This window comes from Billgrantia hypersalina, from assembly GCF_052584175.1.
On sequence record NZ_JBMIQI010000011.1, the window covers coordinates 228,138 to 243,325 of the forward strand.

At 61.4% G+C, this 15,188-nt stretch carries 11 protein-coding genes and 2 pseudogenes; 6 read left to right on the plus strand and 7 right to left on the minus strand.

The features are described from left to right. Window positions 1–233 precede the first annotated feature (233 nt). Window positions 234–776, minus strand: coding sequence for an HD domain-containing protein (locus tag ACOJCM_RS08070; protein ID WP_445211547.1), 543 nt, complete (start codon window positions 774–776; stop codon window positions 234–236). Window positions 777–862: 86 nt separating this feature from the next. After that, a complete protein-coding gene (locus tag ACOJCM_RS08075; protein ID WP_445211548.1) occupies window positions 863–1,039 on the minus strand; it encodes a DUF1289 domain-containing protein in 177 nt (58 codons plus the stop codon). 253 nt (window positions 1,040–1,292) lie between these two features. On the opposite strand from ACOJCM_RS08075, the gene ACOJCM_RS08080 reads away from it, so the two are divergent. Further along, a complete protein-coding gene (locus ACOJCM_RS08080; RefSeq protein WP_445211549.1) occupies window positions 1,293–3,035 on the plus strand; it encodes a sodium:solute symporter family protein in 1,743 nt (580 codons plus the stop codon). A gap of 334 nt (window positions 3,036–3,369) precedes the next feature. Here ACOJCM_RS08080 and ACOJCM_RS08085 read toward each other — a convergent pair whose 3' ends face one another. Both ACOJCM_RS08085 and ACOJCM_RS08090 read right to left on the minus strand, forming a co-directional pair. Further along, window positions 3,370–6,441: an efflux RND transporter permease subunit gene (locus ACOJCM_RS08085; RefSeq protein ID WP_445211550.1), complete on the minus strand. Its 3,072-nt coding sequence runs from the start codon at window positions 6,439–6,441 to the stop codon at window positions 3,370–3,372. Then, window positions 6,438–7,562: an efflux RND transporter periplasmic adaptor subunit gene (locus ACOJCM_RS08090; protein ID WP_445211551.1), complete on the minus strand. Its 1,125-nt coding sequence runs from the start codon at window positions 7,560–7,562 to the stop codon at window positions 6,438–6,440. Before ACOJCM_RS08090 ends, ACOJCM_RS08085 begins: the two co-directional genes overlap by 4 nt. A 108-nt stretch (window positions 7,563–7,670) precedes the next feature. On the opposite strand from ACOJCM_RS08090, the pseudogene ACOJCM_RS08095 reads away from it, so the two are divergent. Together ACOJCM_RS08095 and ACOJCM_RS08100 are read left to right on the plus strand one after the other, a co-directional pair. After that, window positions 7,671–7,918, plus strand: a pseudogene (locus ACOJCM_RS08095) (transposase domain-containing protein); the annotation flags it as partial. Window positions 7,919–8,069: 151 nt separating this feature from the next. Beyond that, complete coding sequence (locus ACOJCM_RS08100; protein WP_445211552.1) at window positions 8,070–9,992, plus strand: DUF3413 domain-containing protein; 1,923 nt, start codon at window positions 8,070–8,072, stop codon at window positions 9,990–9,992. Window positions 9,993–10,171: 179 nt separating this feature from the next. Here ACOJCM_RS08100 and ACOJCM_RS08105 read toward each other — a convergent pair whose 3' ends face one another. Then, complete coding sequence (locus ACOJCM_RS08105) at window positions 10,172–10,729, minus strand: TolC family protein (RefSeq protein ID WP_445211553.1); 558 nt, start codon at window positions 10,727–10,729, stop codon at window positions 10,172–10,174. Window positions 10,730–10,826: 97 nt separating this feature from the next. Further along, window positions 10,827–11,645: pseudogene (locus tag ACOJCM_RS08110) on the minus strand (TolC family protein); the annotation flags it as partial. Window positions 11,646–11,779: 134 nt separating this feature from the next. On the opposite strand from ACOJCM_RS08110, the gene ACOJCM_RS08115 reads away from it, so the two are divergent. From ACOJCM_RS08115 to ACOJCM_RS08125, 3 genes are read left to right on the plus strand one after another with little or no spacing between them, the layout of a single operon-like run. Further along, complete coding sequence (locus tag ACOJCM_RS08115; RefSeq protein ID WP_445211554.1) at window positions 11,780–12,604, plus strand: MipA/OmpV family protein; 825 nt, start codon at window positions 11,780–11,782, stop codon at window positions 12,602–12,604. Further along, a complete protein-coding gene (locus ACOJCM_RS08120; RefSeq protein WP_445211555.1) occupies window positions 12,604–13,287 on the plus strand; it encodes a response regulator transcription factor in 684 nt (227 codons plus the stop codon). Before ACOJCM_RS08115 ends, ACOJCM_RS08120 begins: the two co-directional genes overlap by 1 nt. Further along, the gene (locus tag ACOJCM_RS08125) at window positions 13,259–14,638 is read left to right on the plus strand and encodes a sensor histidine kinase (protein WP_445211556.1); all 1,380 of its coding nucleotides are present in this window, start codon (window positions 13,259–13,261) and stop codon (window positions 14,636–14,638) included. The genes ACOJCM_RS08120 and ACOJCM_RS08125 overlap by 29 nt, the downstream gene beginning before the upstream one ends. Window positions 14,639–14,706: 68 nt before the next feature. Here the strand turns inward: ACOJCM_RS08125 and ACOJCM_RS08130 are convergent, their stop codons facing one another. Next, on the minus strand, window positions 14,707–14,913 hold the full coding sequence (locus ACOJCM_RS08130) for a cold-shock protein (RefSeq protein ID WP_445211557.1): 207 nt from the start codon (window positions 14,911–14,913) through the stop codon (window positions 14,707–14,709). Between the last annotated feature and the right edge of the window lie 275 nt (window positions 14,914–15,188).

Genomic DNA, 15,188 nt, shown 5'->3' on the forward strand with positions numbered 1-15,188 from the left:
GCGGAGTTTATCAGTCCTTCCCAGATGATCGGCTAGGTGCTGAAAAAAAAGGTAAAAATCCTATGTATTTGCCAGTTAGCAGAATATTGAATCGTTTCCATGGGGCAGCATGGAATTTTGTTTCGAATCGGTCTCATGGCTTGCCCGCGCCATTACCGGACAGTGTAGATCAGAAGGAATTGCCGCTCGGTAACCTCATGCGTTAGCGATGAGACTCGGCCGGCTACCGCTGGCTATCTCGCAGCACCGTGGATCTTCGCCTCGCCTTGGGCCAACACGCTCCAAGCTCTGCACCTCAGTCCTTCGTCGCCCCGTTCCATCGCTTCCAGGAACTGGCGCTTCTCGGCCAGGTAGACCCGGGCGAAGCCAGGCGCTCGAGAGACGATGCTGCCGGCGTTGTCGATCAGGTCGGCGTACTTGATGGTCTGCGCCTCGGGGGAGACTTGAGCCAGCCGGTCGCGCTCCAGCGCCTTGCGGTGCGCGCGGTTGCCGATTTCGGGGTCGATGAACTGGTCCGTCAGTTCCAGAACCAAGGCTGCGACCCGCTGGCCGAAGCACGCCTCGATGTCCAGCGCCGTCACGGCGGTATCTTCGAGCACGTCGTGCAGGTGGGCGGCGGCGATCATCTCCGGTGTCGCCGCTTCCCCGGCTGACACCATCTCGGCGACATTCATCGGGTGGTGCCAGTAGGGCTCGCCGGTGTACTTACGCTGCTGCCCCACGGCTTGATGGGCGGCCCGGCTGAACAGCGCCGCCCGTTTGATCATGTCGTCCATTCCGGTAACTCCTTCCGCTTCACCACCCGTTCCATGATGCCTGAGAAATATCGGCCCCTGAGCGGTTCGCTTCGATCACCCGCCCGTCAATCACGCGGGAGTGTCTTCAGGCGCTCTTCGGCGCGCTTCAACGTTTTCATCTTTTCCGGTCGTTTCATGGCTTTCCAGTGGCGAATCTCCTCCACCGTGCGGCCGCAACCGATACACAGATCCCCTTTCAGTTGGCATACCGAGACGCACGGGCTTTCGATCTTCTTCGTCATTCAATGCCTCGTTGGCTTGGGTGCGTAACCGGCGTTGCCAGTCGCTTCTGAGCTCGCCCCTGAGCGCATTGCTCAGATGGGGTGGGTGTCGAATGCCAACCAGCGGCGAACAGTGGGCGCAGCCTTTCGTGGATGATGATAGATAACCGCAGTGGCGAGTCGTCCAGATTGCGGCGTAGGTCGCAATGAAGACGTTCCCTACGGCGCTGGCGCTTACCATGGAGGCAAATATCTACAACAGGTGGAATCCGTCATGGTTTATACCGCTGCCATCGTGCTCAGCCTCGTAGGCTACTTCATCATCGGCAATCTTGCCGGCCGTCGGGTCAAGCATCTTGATGACTACCTGGTCGCCGGACGCAACGCCCCCACTCTGATGATTCTCGGTACCCTGGTCGCCAGCTATCTGAGTACCAGTGCCTTTCTGGGCGAGACCGGCTTCGCTTATCAGGGTTATCCCTTTGTCATGCTGATCTTCGCCGCCGTCAGCACCGCCGGCTGTCTGCTCGGCGCAATGGTGTTCGGCCGCTACCTGCGCCGCAGCGAGGCGTTGACGGTGCCCGAGTTCTTCGGCAAGCGATTCGCCTCGAGGCGGGTGCAGATGATTGCCGGGCTGACCACCGTATTCGGCCTGGGCGCCTATCTGCTGGGCGTTATGCAGGGGGCCGGCATCATGTTCGAGGAGCTGACGGGGCTCCCATACTGGACCGGACTGGTGCTGGTGTGGCTCACCTACACGAGCTTTATTCTCTACTCCGGCTCGCAGGGCGTGGTGCTCACCGACACTATCATGTTCGTGATCTTCTCCATTGCAGCGGTGGGGGGCTCGCTCTATATCATCAGCGATTTAGGCGGCTGGTCTGGCGTCATAGAAGGGCTGCTGACGCAGACCGACAAGCCTGGTATCGCCCTGTGGCACGGCGTGACCGAGGGCGAGGGGGCGACCTTTTCCTCGCCCGGCGAGGCGCTCATCTGGGGGCTGACGCTGGGGCTGGTGTGGGCCACGGTGCTGGCGGCCAGCCCCTGGCAGTCGAGCCGCTATCTGATGGCGCGTAACGAGCACGTGGTGATGCGTTCGGCGATGCTCACCGCAGTGGTGCTGGCGATCTTCTATGCCCTGATGATGATGACCGGGGCGGCGATCAACCTTTATGACCCGACACTCGACGGCGAGCGTGCCATGGTGTGGGCGGCGCTCAATGTGCTTCCGGCCTGGCTTGGGGTGATCATTCTCACCGGCGTGTTTGCCGCTGGGCTCTCCTCCTGCTCGACCTTCCTGTCGATCATCGGCTTCAGTCTTGCCCAGGACATCCTGCCCGCCAAGCGCAGCGAGCATGGTGCCATGCGCGCGAGCCGTATCGGTGTACTGGCGGCCGGGTTGGTGGCGTTGTTGCTGGCGCTTTTCCAGCCGCCGGCGGTGATGGCGGTGGTGTGGTTCGCCGCCACGCTGTTCGCCTCCTCCTGGGGGCCGGTGGCGCTGATGAGCATCTGGAGCCGCAGGATCACGGCTGCCGGTGCGGCCTGGGGGTTGGGTGTGGGGTTCGTCGGCAACCTGTTCCTGTCGCTGATGGTGCAGGCCGGTTGGTTCACGCTGCCGGTCTATCTCCACCCGGTAGTGCTGAGCACTCTGGCGGCGCTGGTGGCGATCGTGATTGCTTCTACGCTTAGCAGCGTCAGCAAGGCGGAGCGCGACTATCTCGCCTTGCTACACTGCAACCCCGTGGAGAACGAGCGCAGCTGGGCGGCGGTGACGCGGTGGGTCGCCGTGGCGACCATGATCACCGGTGTCGTAGTGGGGGCCTTTTTGTGGTGGCAGTATGCAGGGTCGCTCGCGACGCTGGCCGGGCGCTTCGGCGTTGCCGAAGATGCGGTTACCGGGGCCTATCTGCTGGCAGCAGGTTGCGGTGCCATGCTGGTGATCGCCGGTGCGGTGGGCTTCTGGCTGGTGCGGGGGTGCCGGGCAGATGCCGGCAGCTCTCAACTGGCGAAGTCCTGAGCGTCGCTCTTCCGAAAAGGTCGTAAGATGGCGGAAGCTTCTTCAAGCGCTGGCCGGCCCGCTTCACCGTTTGCCGTTCGACACCGCGCGGCACCCTGACGGTAACGGCGCCGGTCATGTTCGGCCGGAGGCATCGCCGCCGGCCCCGGTTCTTTTCGATAAGTCCGGTGTGAGTGAGGTTGCGTTCGAGGATACCGAGCACTTCGCCGTCACCAAGGACTTACTTAACCAATACCCAACGCGCCTTGACCAGCTTTTTCGTGAGGAGATAGACAGCTAGCTGTCCATTGGATGATGTACCCTCGTTGGCAACTGGCTTGTCTGTGTTTTGCGCTTATTGCTCTGTTTGCCACGCTGAGTGTCCAGAGCGTCTGGCGACCCATTTCGTTCCTTTCTGCACACCATCGTCCACGTAGCTGTACACCACCGGGATGACCAGCAGGCTCAGCAGCGTCGAGGTCATCAGCCCACCGATCACGACGAAGGCCATGGGCGCCCGGAAGCTGGGGTCTCCGGCCCAACCCAGGGCGACCGGCATCATGCCTGCCCCCATGGCGATCGTCGTCATCACGATGGGACGGACACGCTTGCGGCAGGCGTCGATGATCGCATCCCAGCGATTCAGGCCGTGGTCTCGCCGCGCGATGATGATGTAGTCCACCAGCAGGATCGAATTCTTCGTGGCAATGCCCATCAGCATGATCAATCCGATCATCGCCGGAAGCGACAGGGCCGAACCGGTGACAAACAGCGCCAGGAAAGCGCCTGGGACGGAGAGCATCAGCGCCACGAGAATCGTGACCGGCTGCATGAAACTCTTGAACAGCAAAAACAGCACCAGGTAGATGCATAGAACTCCAGTCAGCATCGCGATACCGAACCCCGTGGCAACTTCCTCCATTTCTTCCGCATCGCCCGCTGCTGCCTGGTGAATGCCCGGCGGCAGCTGACGCAAGCTCGGCAGTGCCTGCACGATCTGCTCGATCTCGCCCAAGGGCCGCCCTTGCAGGACGACCTCGAAGTTCACGTTGCGTAGCCGATCGTGTCGGGTGATTTCCGCAGGACCGCTGCCCCATTCGAGAGACGCCACGTTTTCGAGCGGCACCATCCCCCTCGCACCCGGAACGGGTAGCCGCCTGAGGGTCGCGATGTCTTCTCGCGCGGCATCCTCCAGGCGCACCATCACCGGCACCTGGCGCTCACTGAGGTTCAGCTTCGGCAGGTCCTCGGCATTGTCGCCCAGCGTGGCGATGCGCAGCGTATCGGCGATGGCCAGCGCCGATACGCCAAGGTCGGCGGCGCGGGCGAAGTCTGGGCGTACGATGAGTTCGGGCCTGACCAGGCTGGCCGCTGAACTCACGGCCCCGATGCCGGGAATGGCGCGAAGATCCTGCTCGACCTGGCGGGCATGCTGCTCGAGCACCCGGCTATCCTCGCCGGCCAATGCCAGTTCGTAAGTGTCTCCTGAATCGTCGGTTCCTACCCGGGCTCGCACGCCGGGAAGCGTGGCGAGCGCCTCGCGCAGTTGCTGCTCGATCGCTTGCAGCTTTATGCCCGCGCGAGTTTCACGGTCTGCCAGGCCGACTGTCAGAACCACCTCGGTTACATCGGCATCGTTACCCGCCGCTGTGTCCCCGATGGCGGAAAAGACGCGGGTGACCATGTCATGCTCCTCCAGCCTTGCGCGTGCTTGCTCGGCCAGCGTCGTCGCATCGGCCAGGGTGTTCCCGGGCGGCAGGGTCAGCGTCGCTTGTGTTTGAGAGTTGTCCTCCGGGGGAAGGAATGCGCCCGGCAGGATCGATGCCAGCCATAGGCCACCGGCGAAGCATACCGCCGCCGCGATGAGCGTTGTCTTGCGGTGACGCAGGCACCAGTTGGCGCCGACCAGGTAGTGCGACACCCACATCGGTTCGTGATGGCCCTGGCGGGGTTTGCGCAGCAGGTAAGCGGCCATCATGGGCGTGAGAAGGCGTGCCACCACCAGCGAGAACAGTACTGCTACGGAGGCGGTCCAACCGAACTGGACGAAGAACCTTCCCACCGTGCCGCTCATGAATGCCGTGGGCAGGAAAACGGCAATCAAGGTGAAGGAGGTGGCGACCACGGCCAGGCCAATTTCCGCCGCGGCATCCATTGCGGCCCGGCGTGAGGGCTTGCCCATCAGAAGATGGCGCTCGATATTCTCGACCTCGACGATGGCATCGTCCACCAGTACCCCGATCACCAGCGAGAGTGCCAGCAAGGTCACGATGTTGAGCGAGAAGCCCATCAGGTGCATGAGGGCGAAGGTGGGAATGATCGACAGCGGGAGCGTCACCGCAGCAATCAGCGTGGCACGCCAGTCGCGCAGGAAGAAGAACACGACCAGAACGGCAAGCAGCATGCCCTCGAACAGCAGTTGCATGGAGCCCTGGTAGTTCTCCCGTACGGGCTCGACGAAGTCGAAGGCTTGCTGGATCTCGACATGAGGATGTTGCGCCTGCAAGGCGGCGAGGGCGGACTGCACACCCTCGGCCACATCGACCTCACCGTAGCCTCGCGCCCGCGTCATCTCGAAGCCGACGACGGGGGCCCCATCGAGAAATGCCGCCGAGCGTCGCTCGGCCACGCTATCGGTAACGGTGGCGACCTGGTCGAGACGAATGCGCCGCCCGTCGCTGAGTGTCAGTTCCATTGTCGCCAGTTCGGCCGCCGATTCGGCGTTGGCGAGCACGCGTACGGCCTGTTCGGCACCGCCGATAATCGTTCGCCCCCCTGGTGCTTCCAACTGCGCCTGGCGCAGCTGGCGCGAGATGTCGAACGTCGTGGTGTTCAATGCCAGCAGACTATCCGGTTGCAGCTCCACGCGGACTTCGCGATCGACACCGCCGATCCGCCGTAGCTCACCCACCCCCGGTATGGCCAGTACGGCCTTGGCGATCCCGTCGTCCACGAACCAGGAGAGTTCCTCTTCGTCCAGCTGGGATGAGGCCACGGTATAGAGCAGCAGCGAGTCATCGGAGAAGCTCCGTTTCTCGATGACTGGATCGCGCAGCTCGGCAGGCAGGTCCGAGCGTATACGAGAGACGGCATCGCGTACGTCATCGATCGCCTCCTGAATGGTTTTTTCCAGCCGGAACTCGACGCCGATTTCGGCGTGCCCATCGGTCAGCGTGGTGGTGATGTGCTTGACGCCGGAAATCGTGGCGATGGTGTTCTCGATCTTGCGGGCAACCTCGTTCTCCATCAGGGCGGGGGCGGCTCCCGGTAGCGAGGCGGAGACGGCCACCATAGGTACGTCCACATCCGGCAGGTCCTGGATGGATAGGCTTCTGAAGGACATCAGCCCCCACAGGGTCAACATCAGGAAGAGCATCACGATAGGGGCAGGGTTTCGAATCGCCCAGGAGGAGGTATTGATGGTCATGGCTGTCTCCCTGACAGCGTTATCGTCTGCTCGACCCGTACACGATCGCCGTCGCCCAGGAAGGCGCCACCCGAAGCGACCACGCGGGCCTCAGGATCGAGACCGGAAAGTATTTCGATTCGATCGCCTGCGTATTGACCGAGGGCTACCTTCGCCTCCGTTACCACGCCGTCCTCGCCGACACGGTGCACGTAGCCGAAGCCATCACGCAGTTGCACCGCGGAGCGTGGCAGGGTCAGGGCCCGGCGCGTTCCCAGCTCGAATTCGCCACGTGCGAACATTCCCGCCCGTGCGCCGTCGCTTGCCGGCAGATCGACATAGACCATGCCATTGCCGGTGGAGGTGTCCACCAGCGGAGAGACCATGCGCACACGGCCCTCCAGCTCGCTTCCTCCCGGCAAGGTGACCTTGGCGACCTGATGGGGCTGCAGCTTCTCCAGGTCGGAAGCGGCGACCTCGGCCCGCCATTCCAGCCGACCGCGCCGGATCAGGCGGAACAGTTCCTGGCCCGCGGGAAGCACCGCGCCGAGCGTGGCACTGCGCGCCGAGATCACCCCATCGTCGGGGGCGAGCACCTGGGCCTGGGCCAGGCGGAGTTGCTGCGTGTTCTCGGCGGCTCGCGCCGCTTCCAGCCGGGCCCGCGCGGTACGTTCCGCTGTGATGTACTGGAATATCTGCTGTGTGGCCATCGCGCCTGTCGTTTGCAACTCGCGGGCGCGCTGCGCGTTGTCCTCGGCTTCGGCGAGGGCCGCCTCGGCCTCGGCGACCGCGGCGCGGCTTTGCGCGAGTTCCGCGCTCACCGTATCGGAAGCGAACGAGGCGAGGACCTGGCCGCGCTGGACCACGTCGCCAACGTTGACCTCCACGCTGGCCAGGCGCAGTCCGTTTGCCTCGCTGCCGACACTGGCCTCCTGCCAGGCCATGATGTTTCCGTTCGCGGCTATCCTGATGGGCAGCATGGCGGGGCGAGGTGTGGTGACGGCCACGGTCAGTGCGGGTTGCACGACCGTGCTGGCTTCAACGTCCGCGGCGCTGCTGGAAGCATGCATGACCCATGCGATTGCTGCGGCGATACCCACCGCCATGACCGCGGCGACTGCGAATGAGCAGGGTTTATTCATCATCGTGTTCCTTGTTTTCGACCGCGGGCCAGCCGCCTAGCGCGGGCGTGCATCCGCGCCTTATGGAACGAGAGTTTCCTGCAATGCGTCTTTCGGAAGTCTTACCGGGACAACAATCGGATCGAGAACCTGATTCGGCCTTGGGCGCTGGGTCGCTCGAACTGGCTGTTCGCCGGCTCGCTACGTAGCGGCCAGCGCGCCGCCAACATCATGAGCCTGATCCGGACCGCCAAGCTGAATTGTGATTAACCGCACGCCTACCTGAAAGGCGTGCTGGCTCGCCAGCCGATGCAAAAGCCAGTCATATCCACGAGCTACTACCGCAGCACTTGAAGCCGGACACCTACACTCATTAAAGGTGATGGCCGTGCGCTTGCTCTCATCCGCCAGATCCATCGGTAAGACTTCTGAAAGTCTCATTGCCGGAAACTCTCGTCCCATAAGCCGAGATCGCGGATGCACGCCGCAGCATGGTGGCCACGCACAGCGCCGTGATTGAACTGCAGCGTGAGCGAACCGCCGCCTGAATCCGGCTGTACTGCGCTAGGCGGCTGGCCCGCGGCCGAAGCAAGGAACACGATGATGAATATGCTGAGATCGCTTACGGATCATTGGCGCTGGCTTGGTGCCTGGACCCTGGGCAACCTGCTGCTTGCCTGGCTAATCTCGCTGCGCTATGTCGGCTATATTCAGCCTGAAGGAATTGAGCAAGGGGTCTACCTGCTGCTTGTTTTCCTCGGACACATCTCATTGCTGGTGTGGCTGGGGGCCTTGCCGTTGTTCCTGCTTGCTATCCTGTTCCGCGGCCCTTGGCTGGGACTGGTGACCACCTTATGGGCGAGCGCCCTGCAACTGCTGCTCCTTCTGGACACCTTCGTATACGCTCAGTATCGCTTCCATTTAACCGGCTTCATCCTCGACCTGTTGCTCAACGCCGGCGGCGACGTATTTAGTTTTTCTTGGGTCGCCTGGATGTTGGCCATCGGAGTTGTGCTACTGATGCTGTTATTACAGAGCGGTATGGGTTGGCTGCTCCGGAAGCGCCCCTTGGGCAACCTGGTAGGCCCCGCGCTGGCTTTCAGCATCTTGTCTTTAGCAGGTGTTCACGGCTGGCATGCCTGGGCGGATGCCCATTACGATCGCGATATCACCAGCATGTCACGCCATGTGCCAATGTTTTATCCAGCGACTGCCAAGCGTTTCTTCGTCAAGCAGGGGTGGGTAGATCCCCAAGCGGTGCGCGATAGGGTCGATCTCGAAATCACGGAGAGCAGTAATCAGGATCTTGCCTATCCGCAAGCGTCTCTTAGCTGTCAACCGCCTGGTTCATCTCAAAACCTGCTACTGGTGGTGGTGGATGCCTTACGTCACGACATGCTAAACCCCGAGGTAATGCCCAACCTCAGCCGCTATGCCGATCGACCTGGCTGGTATCGTGCGAGTGAGCATATTAGTGGTGGAAACTCCACCAAGGCCGGCGTATTTAGCCTCTTCTATGGTTTGCCCGTCACCTACTGGGATGCCTTCACCACCAGCCAAACACCGCCCATACTGATGGAAAAATTCAAGGCAGCTAAATATCGCTTCCAAGTGCTTTCGTCGGCGACACTGGTAAGCCCAGCCTTCGATCGTAACGTCTTCGCCGGGCTCAAGAATGTTTCACTAGAGCCCGCCCAGGGAGCTCCCTGGGAGCGAGACCAAAAAATCACAGATGACTGGCTGGCTTGGATATCGAAAGAGAGCGAGATAAAAAAAGAGACTCCATTCTTCGGTTTCCTCTTCTACGATGCGGTGCATGGCTATAGCCATCCACCCGATTCGCCTCGCTTCACGCCGTATTGGGAAAATATCAACCCTATGTCATTAGGACCGGAGTTTGACCCCACTCCCTACTGGAATCGCTACCGTACGGCAGTACGCTACGTGGACGAGCAACTGGGGCGTGTGCTTAATGACTTGGCTAGCCGAGGGCAGCTCGAAAACACAGCGGTTGTCATCACCTCTGACCACGGCGAGTCTTTCAACGAGCACGGCAAGAACTATTGGGGCCATGGTAGCAATTACACCCCCGAGCAGGTTCAGGTTCCATTGGTTATGCACCTGGCGGGCCAGCCCGGCGGTGTACTGGAAAGGCGAACGCATCATGCCGATATTCCACCGACGCTGCTTGAAGAGCTTCTGGGCTGCGAATCGGCACCCCAGCGTTATACCTTAGGCAAGAGCTTGCTGGACAGCGAGCCGTCTCGTGATTGGATGCTATCCGGTAGCTATATGGGCTTTGGCATCCTGATGCCAGATTATCAGGTCGTCGTTGATCCAGCGGGTACTTTCGAGGTTTATGATTACCGCATGAACGAACTCAAGGACGTAGAGCTACAACCGCAGGTGTCGAGCGAGGTGCTCAAGGCACTGTCACAATTTTACCGTTAAGAACACTATCCACCACTTCCCTTTCCGGGCGGCTCGATAGTCAAACTTTTCGACTGCTAAAGAAAATGGACACATTGATATCCAGTGATATCTGCCTGCCTACTGAGGCTTGCATGACCCATGCGATCGCTGCGGCAGAGCCCAACGCCATGACCGCTGCGGCTGTGAACGAACGAGGCTTATTCATCTTCGAGTTCGGTAGCTGGCCAGTCGCCGCCTAGCGCGCGGTACAGCCGGATCCAGGCGACGATTCGCTCACGCTGCAGTTCGATCGCCGCACTCTGGGCGGCAACCATGCTGCGGCGTGAATCCTCGAGCTCGAACAGGCTGGCGGTACCGGCGTGGTAGCTTGCTTCGATGGCTTGGTAGGAGCGTTCGAATCCCTCGGCGGCGATGGACGCGTCCTCGCTGCGTTTCGCCGTGCCGTCCAGTGTGACGAGGGCTTCCTCGACATCGCGGATCGCTTCACGCAGGCGGGCGGCATAAACGGTGGTGGCGGCCCCGTAGCGAGCGCGGGCCGCCTCCGCGTTGGCGCGTCGCGTTCCGCCGTCGAACAGCGGCAGCGTTACCGTCACGGGGCCGATACTCCACACGCTGCCATTGGTGCTGATGCCCCCGCTGGCGATGCGTGTCGTGCCGATGCTTCCGGCCAGCGTTATCCGGGGCCAGCGTTGCGCACGCGCCTGATCCGACTCGGCACCGCTGTGCCAGCACCTCGGCCGGCATCGTCGTGACACTGATTTCGGCCGGCCGTGGCAGTACGCCCGTTCGTGGATCGAGCATGCGCCGCAGCGCTGCCTCGTCCTGGGACGCAAGGGCCGTCAGGGCCTTGATAAGAAGTTCGCATTGCGTACGCTGCTGAATCAACGTTACGTTGCCTTGCGCTGCGCTGGCATTCGCCAGGTCCGCCTCAGCCGGGGGACGGAAGCCCTTGTCCGCAGCCAGGCGGGTGACCTGCGCCGTCTGCACTCGCGATTGGGTATCGATTTCGGCCTGTTGGACCAAGGCCTCGCAGGCACGCAGCTCGACGTAGGTCGTGGCAATTTCGGCAGCGACCGACACCCGGGCGTCATGCCAACCGGCCTGGCTGGATTCGAGCCGGGCACGCGCGGCGTCAGCAGCGGCACGGCCTGCGCCGAACAGGTCCAGCTCCCAGCCGAGCTGCAAGCTTGCCGATGTTTCGGTGCCGACCGGCGTGTCCAGGTCCGGTCTTCCGCGACTCGCGCTCACGCTGGCGTCCAGCGAGGGCAGCAGGGCGGCGCTTTGCGCCACGCGTGCGGCCTGGGCATCGGCGATGCGCGCGGCCGCCTGCGCCACTGTCGGGCTGACCTGCTGACCGGCCTCGATGAGGCGCAGCATCAAGGGGTCGTCGAATTGCGCCCACCAGCGGCTCAGATCCCCCAACTGCCCGCCGTGGGGCAACGGAGCGTGCCATTGCGCGGCAACGGGCGCTATGGCGCTGCCGGGCTTGGTTTCGGGCTGAGTCGATGCACAGCCGGCGAGTAGCGCGGCGGTGGCAAAGACGCACCAGGCCGCAAGCGGCGATGGTTTGCGGCCAGGAAGAGTCTTCGTGTCCGCCACCCGTCGCCGGCGGGGGATGAAGTCAACAGGAATGACATCGGTGGCTGGGAACATGCGGTGTCCTCGTCTCATGGGGCGAGACTTTCCTGCAAGGCGTCTTTCAGAAGACTTACTGGTGCTTTGGATCGAAGGGGTGTTTCGGTAAGTTTTCGGTAAGTAGGCGGCTGCGAAAGTGGGCTTCTTTTAACAACTCGCGAGAAACGCTCATGTCTCTAATATCCCCGCTTGTCTCGATCTTCCAAGCTTCTGTGTTACGCATGGCGGCCGTTCCCGTGCTCGCCGTTGGCCTCTGCACCTCGGCGGCGGCCCTGGCCCAAGAGCCGAACGACGCCGAGTCGTCCTCCACGACCTGGGGGCTGGGGCTCGGCGTAATGAGCGAGCAGGAGCCCTACGCAGGTATGGATCGGGACAACCAGCCCCTGCCGTTGCTTGAGGTCGAGAACCGTTACATTCATCTCTTTGGCCCGCAGATCGAACTCAAGCTGCCGAGCCTCGATATCAGCGATTCCCAAGAGCTCGATTTCGGTATCGTCGTCCAGTACGACGGCAGCGGCTATGAAGAAAGCGACGCTGATATCCTCGATGGCATGAGCGAGCGCAAGGATGGCTTCTGGGCGGGTGCCAAGGTGGAATGGGGCAATGACTTTGTTGATGTCGGTGCCGAATGGCTTGCCGACGTGTCGGGCAATAGCAAGGGCCAACTCATCAATGTCGGTCTGGAGAGAACCTGGTACTTTGGAGAACATTTCCTGCTTACGCCGCACGTGGGCGCGAGCTGGCAGGACGCTAAAACGATCGATTACTACTTCGGCGTTCGCGACAGTGAGGCACGTATCGGCCGCCCCGCCTATACAGGGGAAAGCGCGACCAACATCGAGGCAGGAGTGCGTGGTGTCTACATGTTCGATCAGCACCACTCGGTGCTCATGGGCGCCGAAGTGACGCGCCTGGCGGATGAGATCAAGGACAGTCCGCTGGTGGATCGCTCGACCACTAATAGCGTGTACCTTGGCTATCTTTACCGCTTCTGATGAGCCGAATACTCCTGGTCGAGGACCACGAACGACTGGCGGGGCTGATGCGCCAAGGGTTGGTGGCCGCCGGTATCGCCGCTGATATCGCCGACCGCATCGACACGGCGTGGGCTGCCATTCAGCAGATGCCCTACCAGGCCCTGGTGCTCGACCGGGGGCTGCCGGACGGGGATGGGCTCACGCTGCTGCCGAAGCTGCGCAAGGCCGGTCTTGGTGTGCCTTGCCTGGTGTTGACGGCCCGCGATGCCCTGCATGACCGGGTGGAGGGTCTCGAAGCCGGCGCCGACGACTACTTGCCCAAGCCGTTCGCCATGGACGAGATGGTGGCGCGTGTCCGCGCGCTGCTTCGTCGCCCGGTGGAGTTTCACCCGCTCGATCCCAGTCACGGCGACCTGACGCTGCGTCCCGAAGCGGGGGTTCTGTGCAGGGGAAACGAAAGCGTCACCCTTGCACCGGCGGAGCTGCATATCATGCAGCTGCTCTTGCACAAGCATGATGAAGTCGTCCGTCGTACTGCGCTGGAAGCGGCGGCTTGGGGGCTGAGCGAGGCGGTCACGCCGAACGCCCTGGATGTTGCCCTGCACCGCTTGCGACGCAAGCTGCTCGCCATCGGTTCGCGGCAACGAATCGTCAACATCAGGGGGCTGGGATATGCGCTTCGCGAAGATGCCGCTGAATAGCATCAGCCTGAAGGTTCTGCTGGCTTATGTAACTGGCATGGTGCTCAGCATCACGCTGCTCATGCTGGCGGCGTTCGTGTTGCTTCAGAGCGATGTACTGAAGCGAATGGACCTGGCCGATGCCGCTGAGGGGCTGGTGAACGATATCGAGTACGACAGCGAGGGTAGACCGGTGGGAATCGATTCGCGCCGCCTGGAAGATCTCGCCTGGTTGTTCGATGGCCCACAGCGCGAAACGGCTTATCGGATTCTGGATAACGCCGGCAACGTGGCTGCCTTTTCGAGCATGGGGGAGGCGTTCTGGCCGGCCGACGATCATCTCTGGATGGGGCACGACAATTTCACCTTCGAACACGAGGGGATCATCTTCTACTGCGCCACGGAGTCCTTCGAGCATGCCGGGCGAACCTGGTACCTGCAATTCGCCGCCAGCGCCCGATTAGTGGATCTCCTTCATAGCGCTGCGTTACCGCTCGTGGTGGCGGGTGTTGCCGCTTTTGGCTTCGTGCTATGCGTCACTTTCGGCTTATGTGCGTTTATCACCTTGCGCTATACCCTGAAACCGTTGCGAGACGTATCGGAGTCTGCAGCGGCCATTTCTCCGCACTCTATTGACGCCCGGCTGAAGTCAGACGTGGTTCCCGCCGAGATTACCCCTCTCGTGGATAGTTTCAATCGTGCCCTGGAATGTCTCGAACGCGGCTATCGCGTGCAGCAGGAGTTTCTCGGCCAGGCGGCGCATGAGTTGAAGACACCGCTCGCATTGATCCGTGCTCAAATTGAGTTGAGAGAGGATGGCAAGGACGAACACGACTCGCTATTGAGCGACGTCGAATACATGACCCGCCAGGTGCAGCAGCTGCTGCTACTGGTGGAGACGAGCGAGGTGTACAACTATCACTTCGCTGAGGTACCGATGCAGGAGGTTGCCCGCGAGGTCGTCTCCTTTCTGGATAGCATGGCGGAAGCTGTCGATGTACGCCTGGTAGTGCGTGCCGCCGGCGACGTGATCTGGCGGGCGGACCACGCTGCCTGTTTTACCCTGCTGAAAAACTTGCTTGAAAACGCCATCCAACACTCACCCGCCAGGACAACCGTTTGCGTAGAGATCGAGGGCGAAACGCTGACCGTGCGGGACAAAGGCCCCGGTGTCGAGCCAGAACAGTTATCCATGCTATTCGAGCGTTTCTGGCGTGCACCGCATCGACGCGACCACGGCGCAGGTCTCGGCCTGACAATCTGCAAGGAGATTGCCTTGGCGCATGGCTGGCAGCTCACTGCCGAGCAGGCCGAACCGGGGCTAAGGTTCCGTGTGGCAAATGCGAAGGGGGGTAGGGCGCTGGTGCTCTAACGCAACAGGGCCCGCCGAAGCGGGCCCTGCTATCGAACCGTGAGGTTCGAAAAATCGTAAACCCTGAGTTATGCGATTTGCTTGATGTTCGAAGCCTGAAGGCCCTTCTTGCCCTGGGTCACGTCAAAAGAGACGCTCTGACCTTCCTGCAGGGACTTGAAGCCGTCAGCCTGAATTTCGGAGAAGTGGGCAAAGAGATCATCGCCACCATCGGTAGGAGTAATGAAACCGAAACCTTTGGAGTCGTTGAACCACTTAACTGTGCCAGTTGACATAATCGAATTCCTTCGCGCTATTTGCGCCTTGCAATATTTCTGGTGTTACCCAGATGAGTAGCGGGTAAAACAAGAATTAATCACAGGGCTGCCGAATGAATCCGAACGCTACTGAAACTATGCTGCTTGCCTACCAACTGAGCACACGATGTCATGCATGGCGTCGTGGGTCAAAGGCTATATTTTTTAATTTTGCTGGAACTTTTCTTGGAACGGCTTCCGCCGCGTAGTGCAGCCACTGCAGGGCTTTGGTTTGCCTGGGAACGCCATCCCTC

Excerpts from the sequence above, each read along its gene's own strand:
- ACOJCM_RS08070 (WP_445211547.1), bottom strand. The coding sequence starts at position 776 with ATGGACGACATGATCAAACGGGCGGCGCTGTTCAGCCGGGCCGCCCAT.
- ACOJCM_RS08075 (WP_445211548.1), bottom strand. The coding sequence starts at position 1,039 with ATGACGAAGAAGATCGAAAGCCCGTGCGTCTCGGTATGCCAACTGAAA.
- ACOJCM_RS08080 (WP_445211549.1), top strand. The coding sequence starts at position 1,293 with ATGGTTTATACCGCTGCCATCGTGCTCAGCCTCGTAGGCTACTTCATC.
- ACOJCM_RS08085 (WP_445211550.1), bottom strand. The coding sequence starts at position 6,441 with ATGACCATCAATACCTCCTCCTGGGCGATTCGAAACCCTGCCCCTATC.
- ACOJCM_RS08090 (WP_445211551.1), bottom strand. The coding sequence starts at position 7,562 with ATGAATAAACCCTGCTCATTCGCAGTCGCCGCGGTCATGGCGGTGGGT.
- ACOJCM_RS08115 (WP_445211554.1), top strand. The coding sequence starts at position 11,780 with ATGTCTCTAATATCCCCGCTTGTCTCGATCTTCCAAGCTTCTGTGTTA.
- ACOJCM_RS08120 (WP_445211555.1), top strand. The coding sequence starts at position 12,604 with ATGAGCCGAATACTCCTGGTCGAGGACCACGAACGACTGGCGGGGCTG.
- ACOJCM_RS08125 (WP_445211556.1), top strand. The coding sequence starts at position 13,259 with ATGCGCTTCGCGAAGATGCCGCTGAATAGCATCAGCCTGAAGGTTCTG.
- ACOJCM_RS08130 (WP_445211557.1), bottom strand. The coding sequence starts at position 14,913 with ATGTCAACTGGCACAGTTAAGTGGTTCAACGACTCCAAAGGTTTCGGT.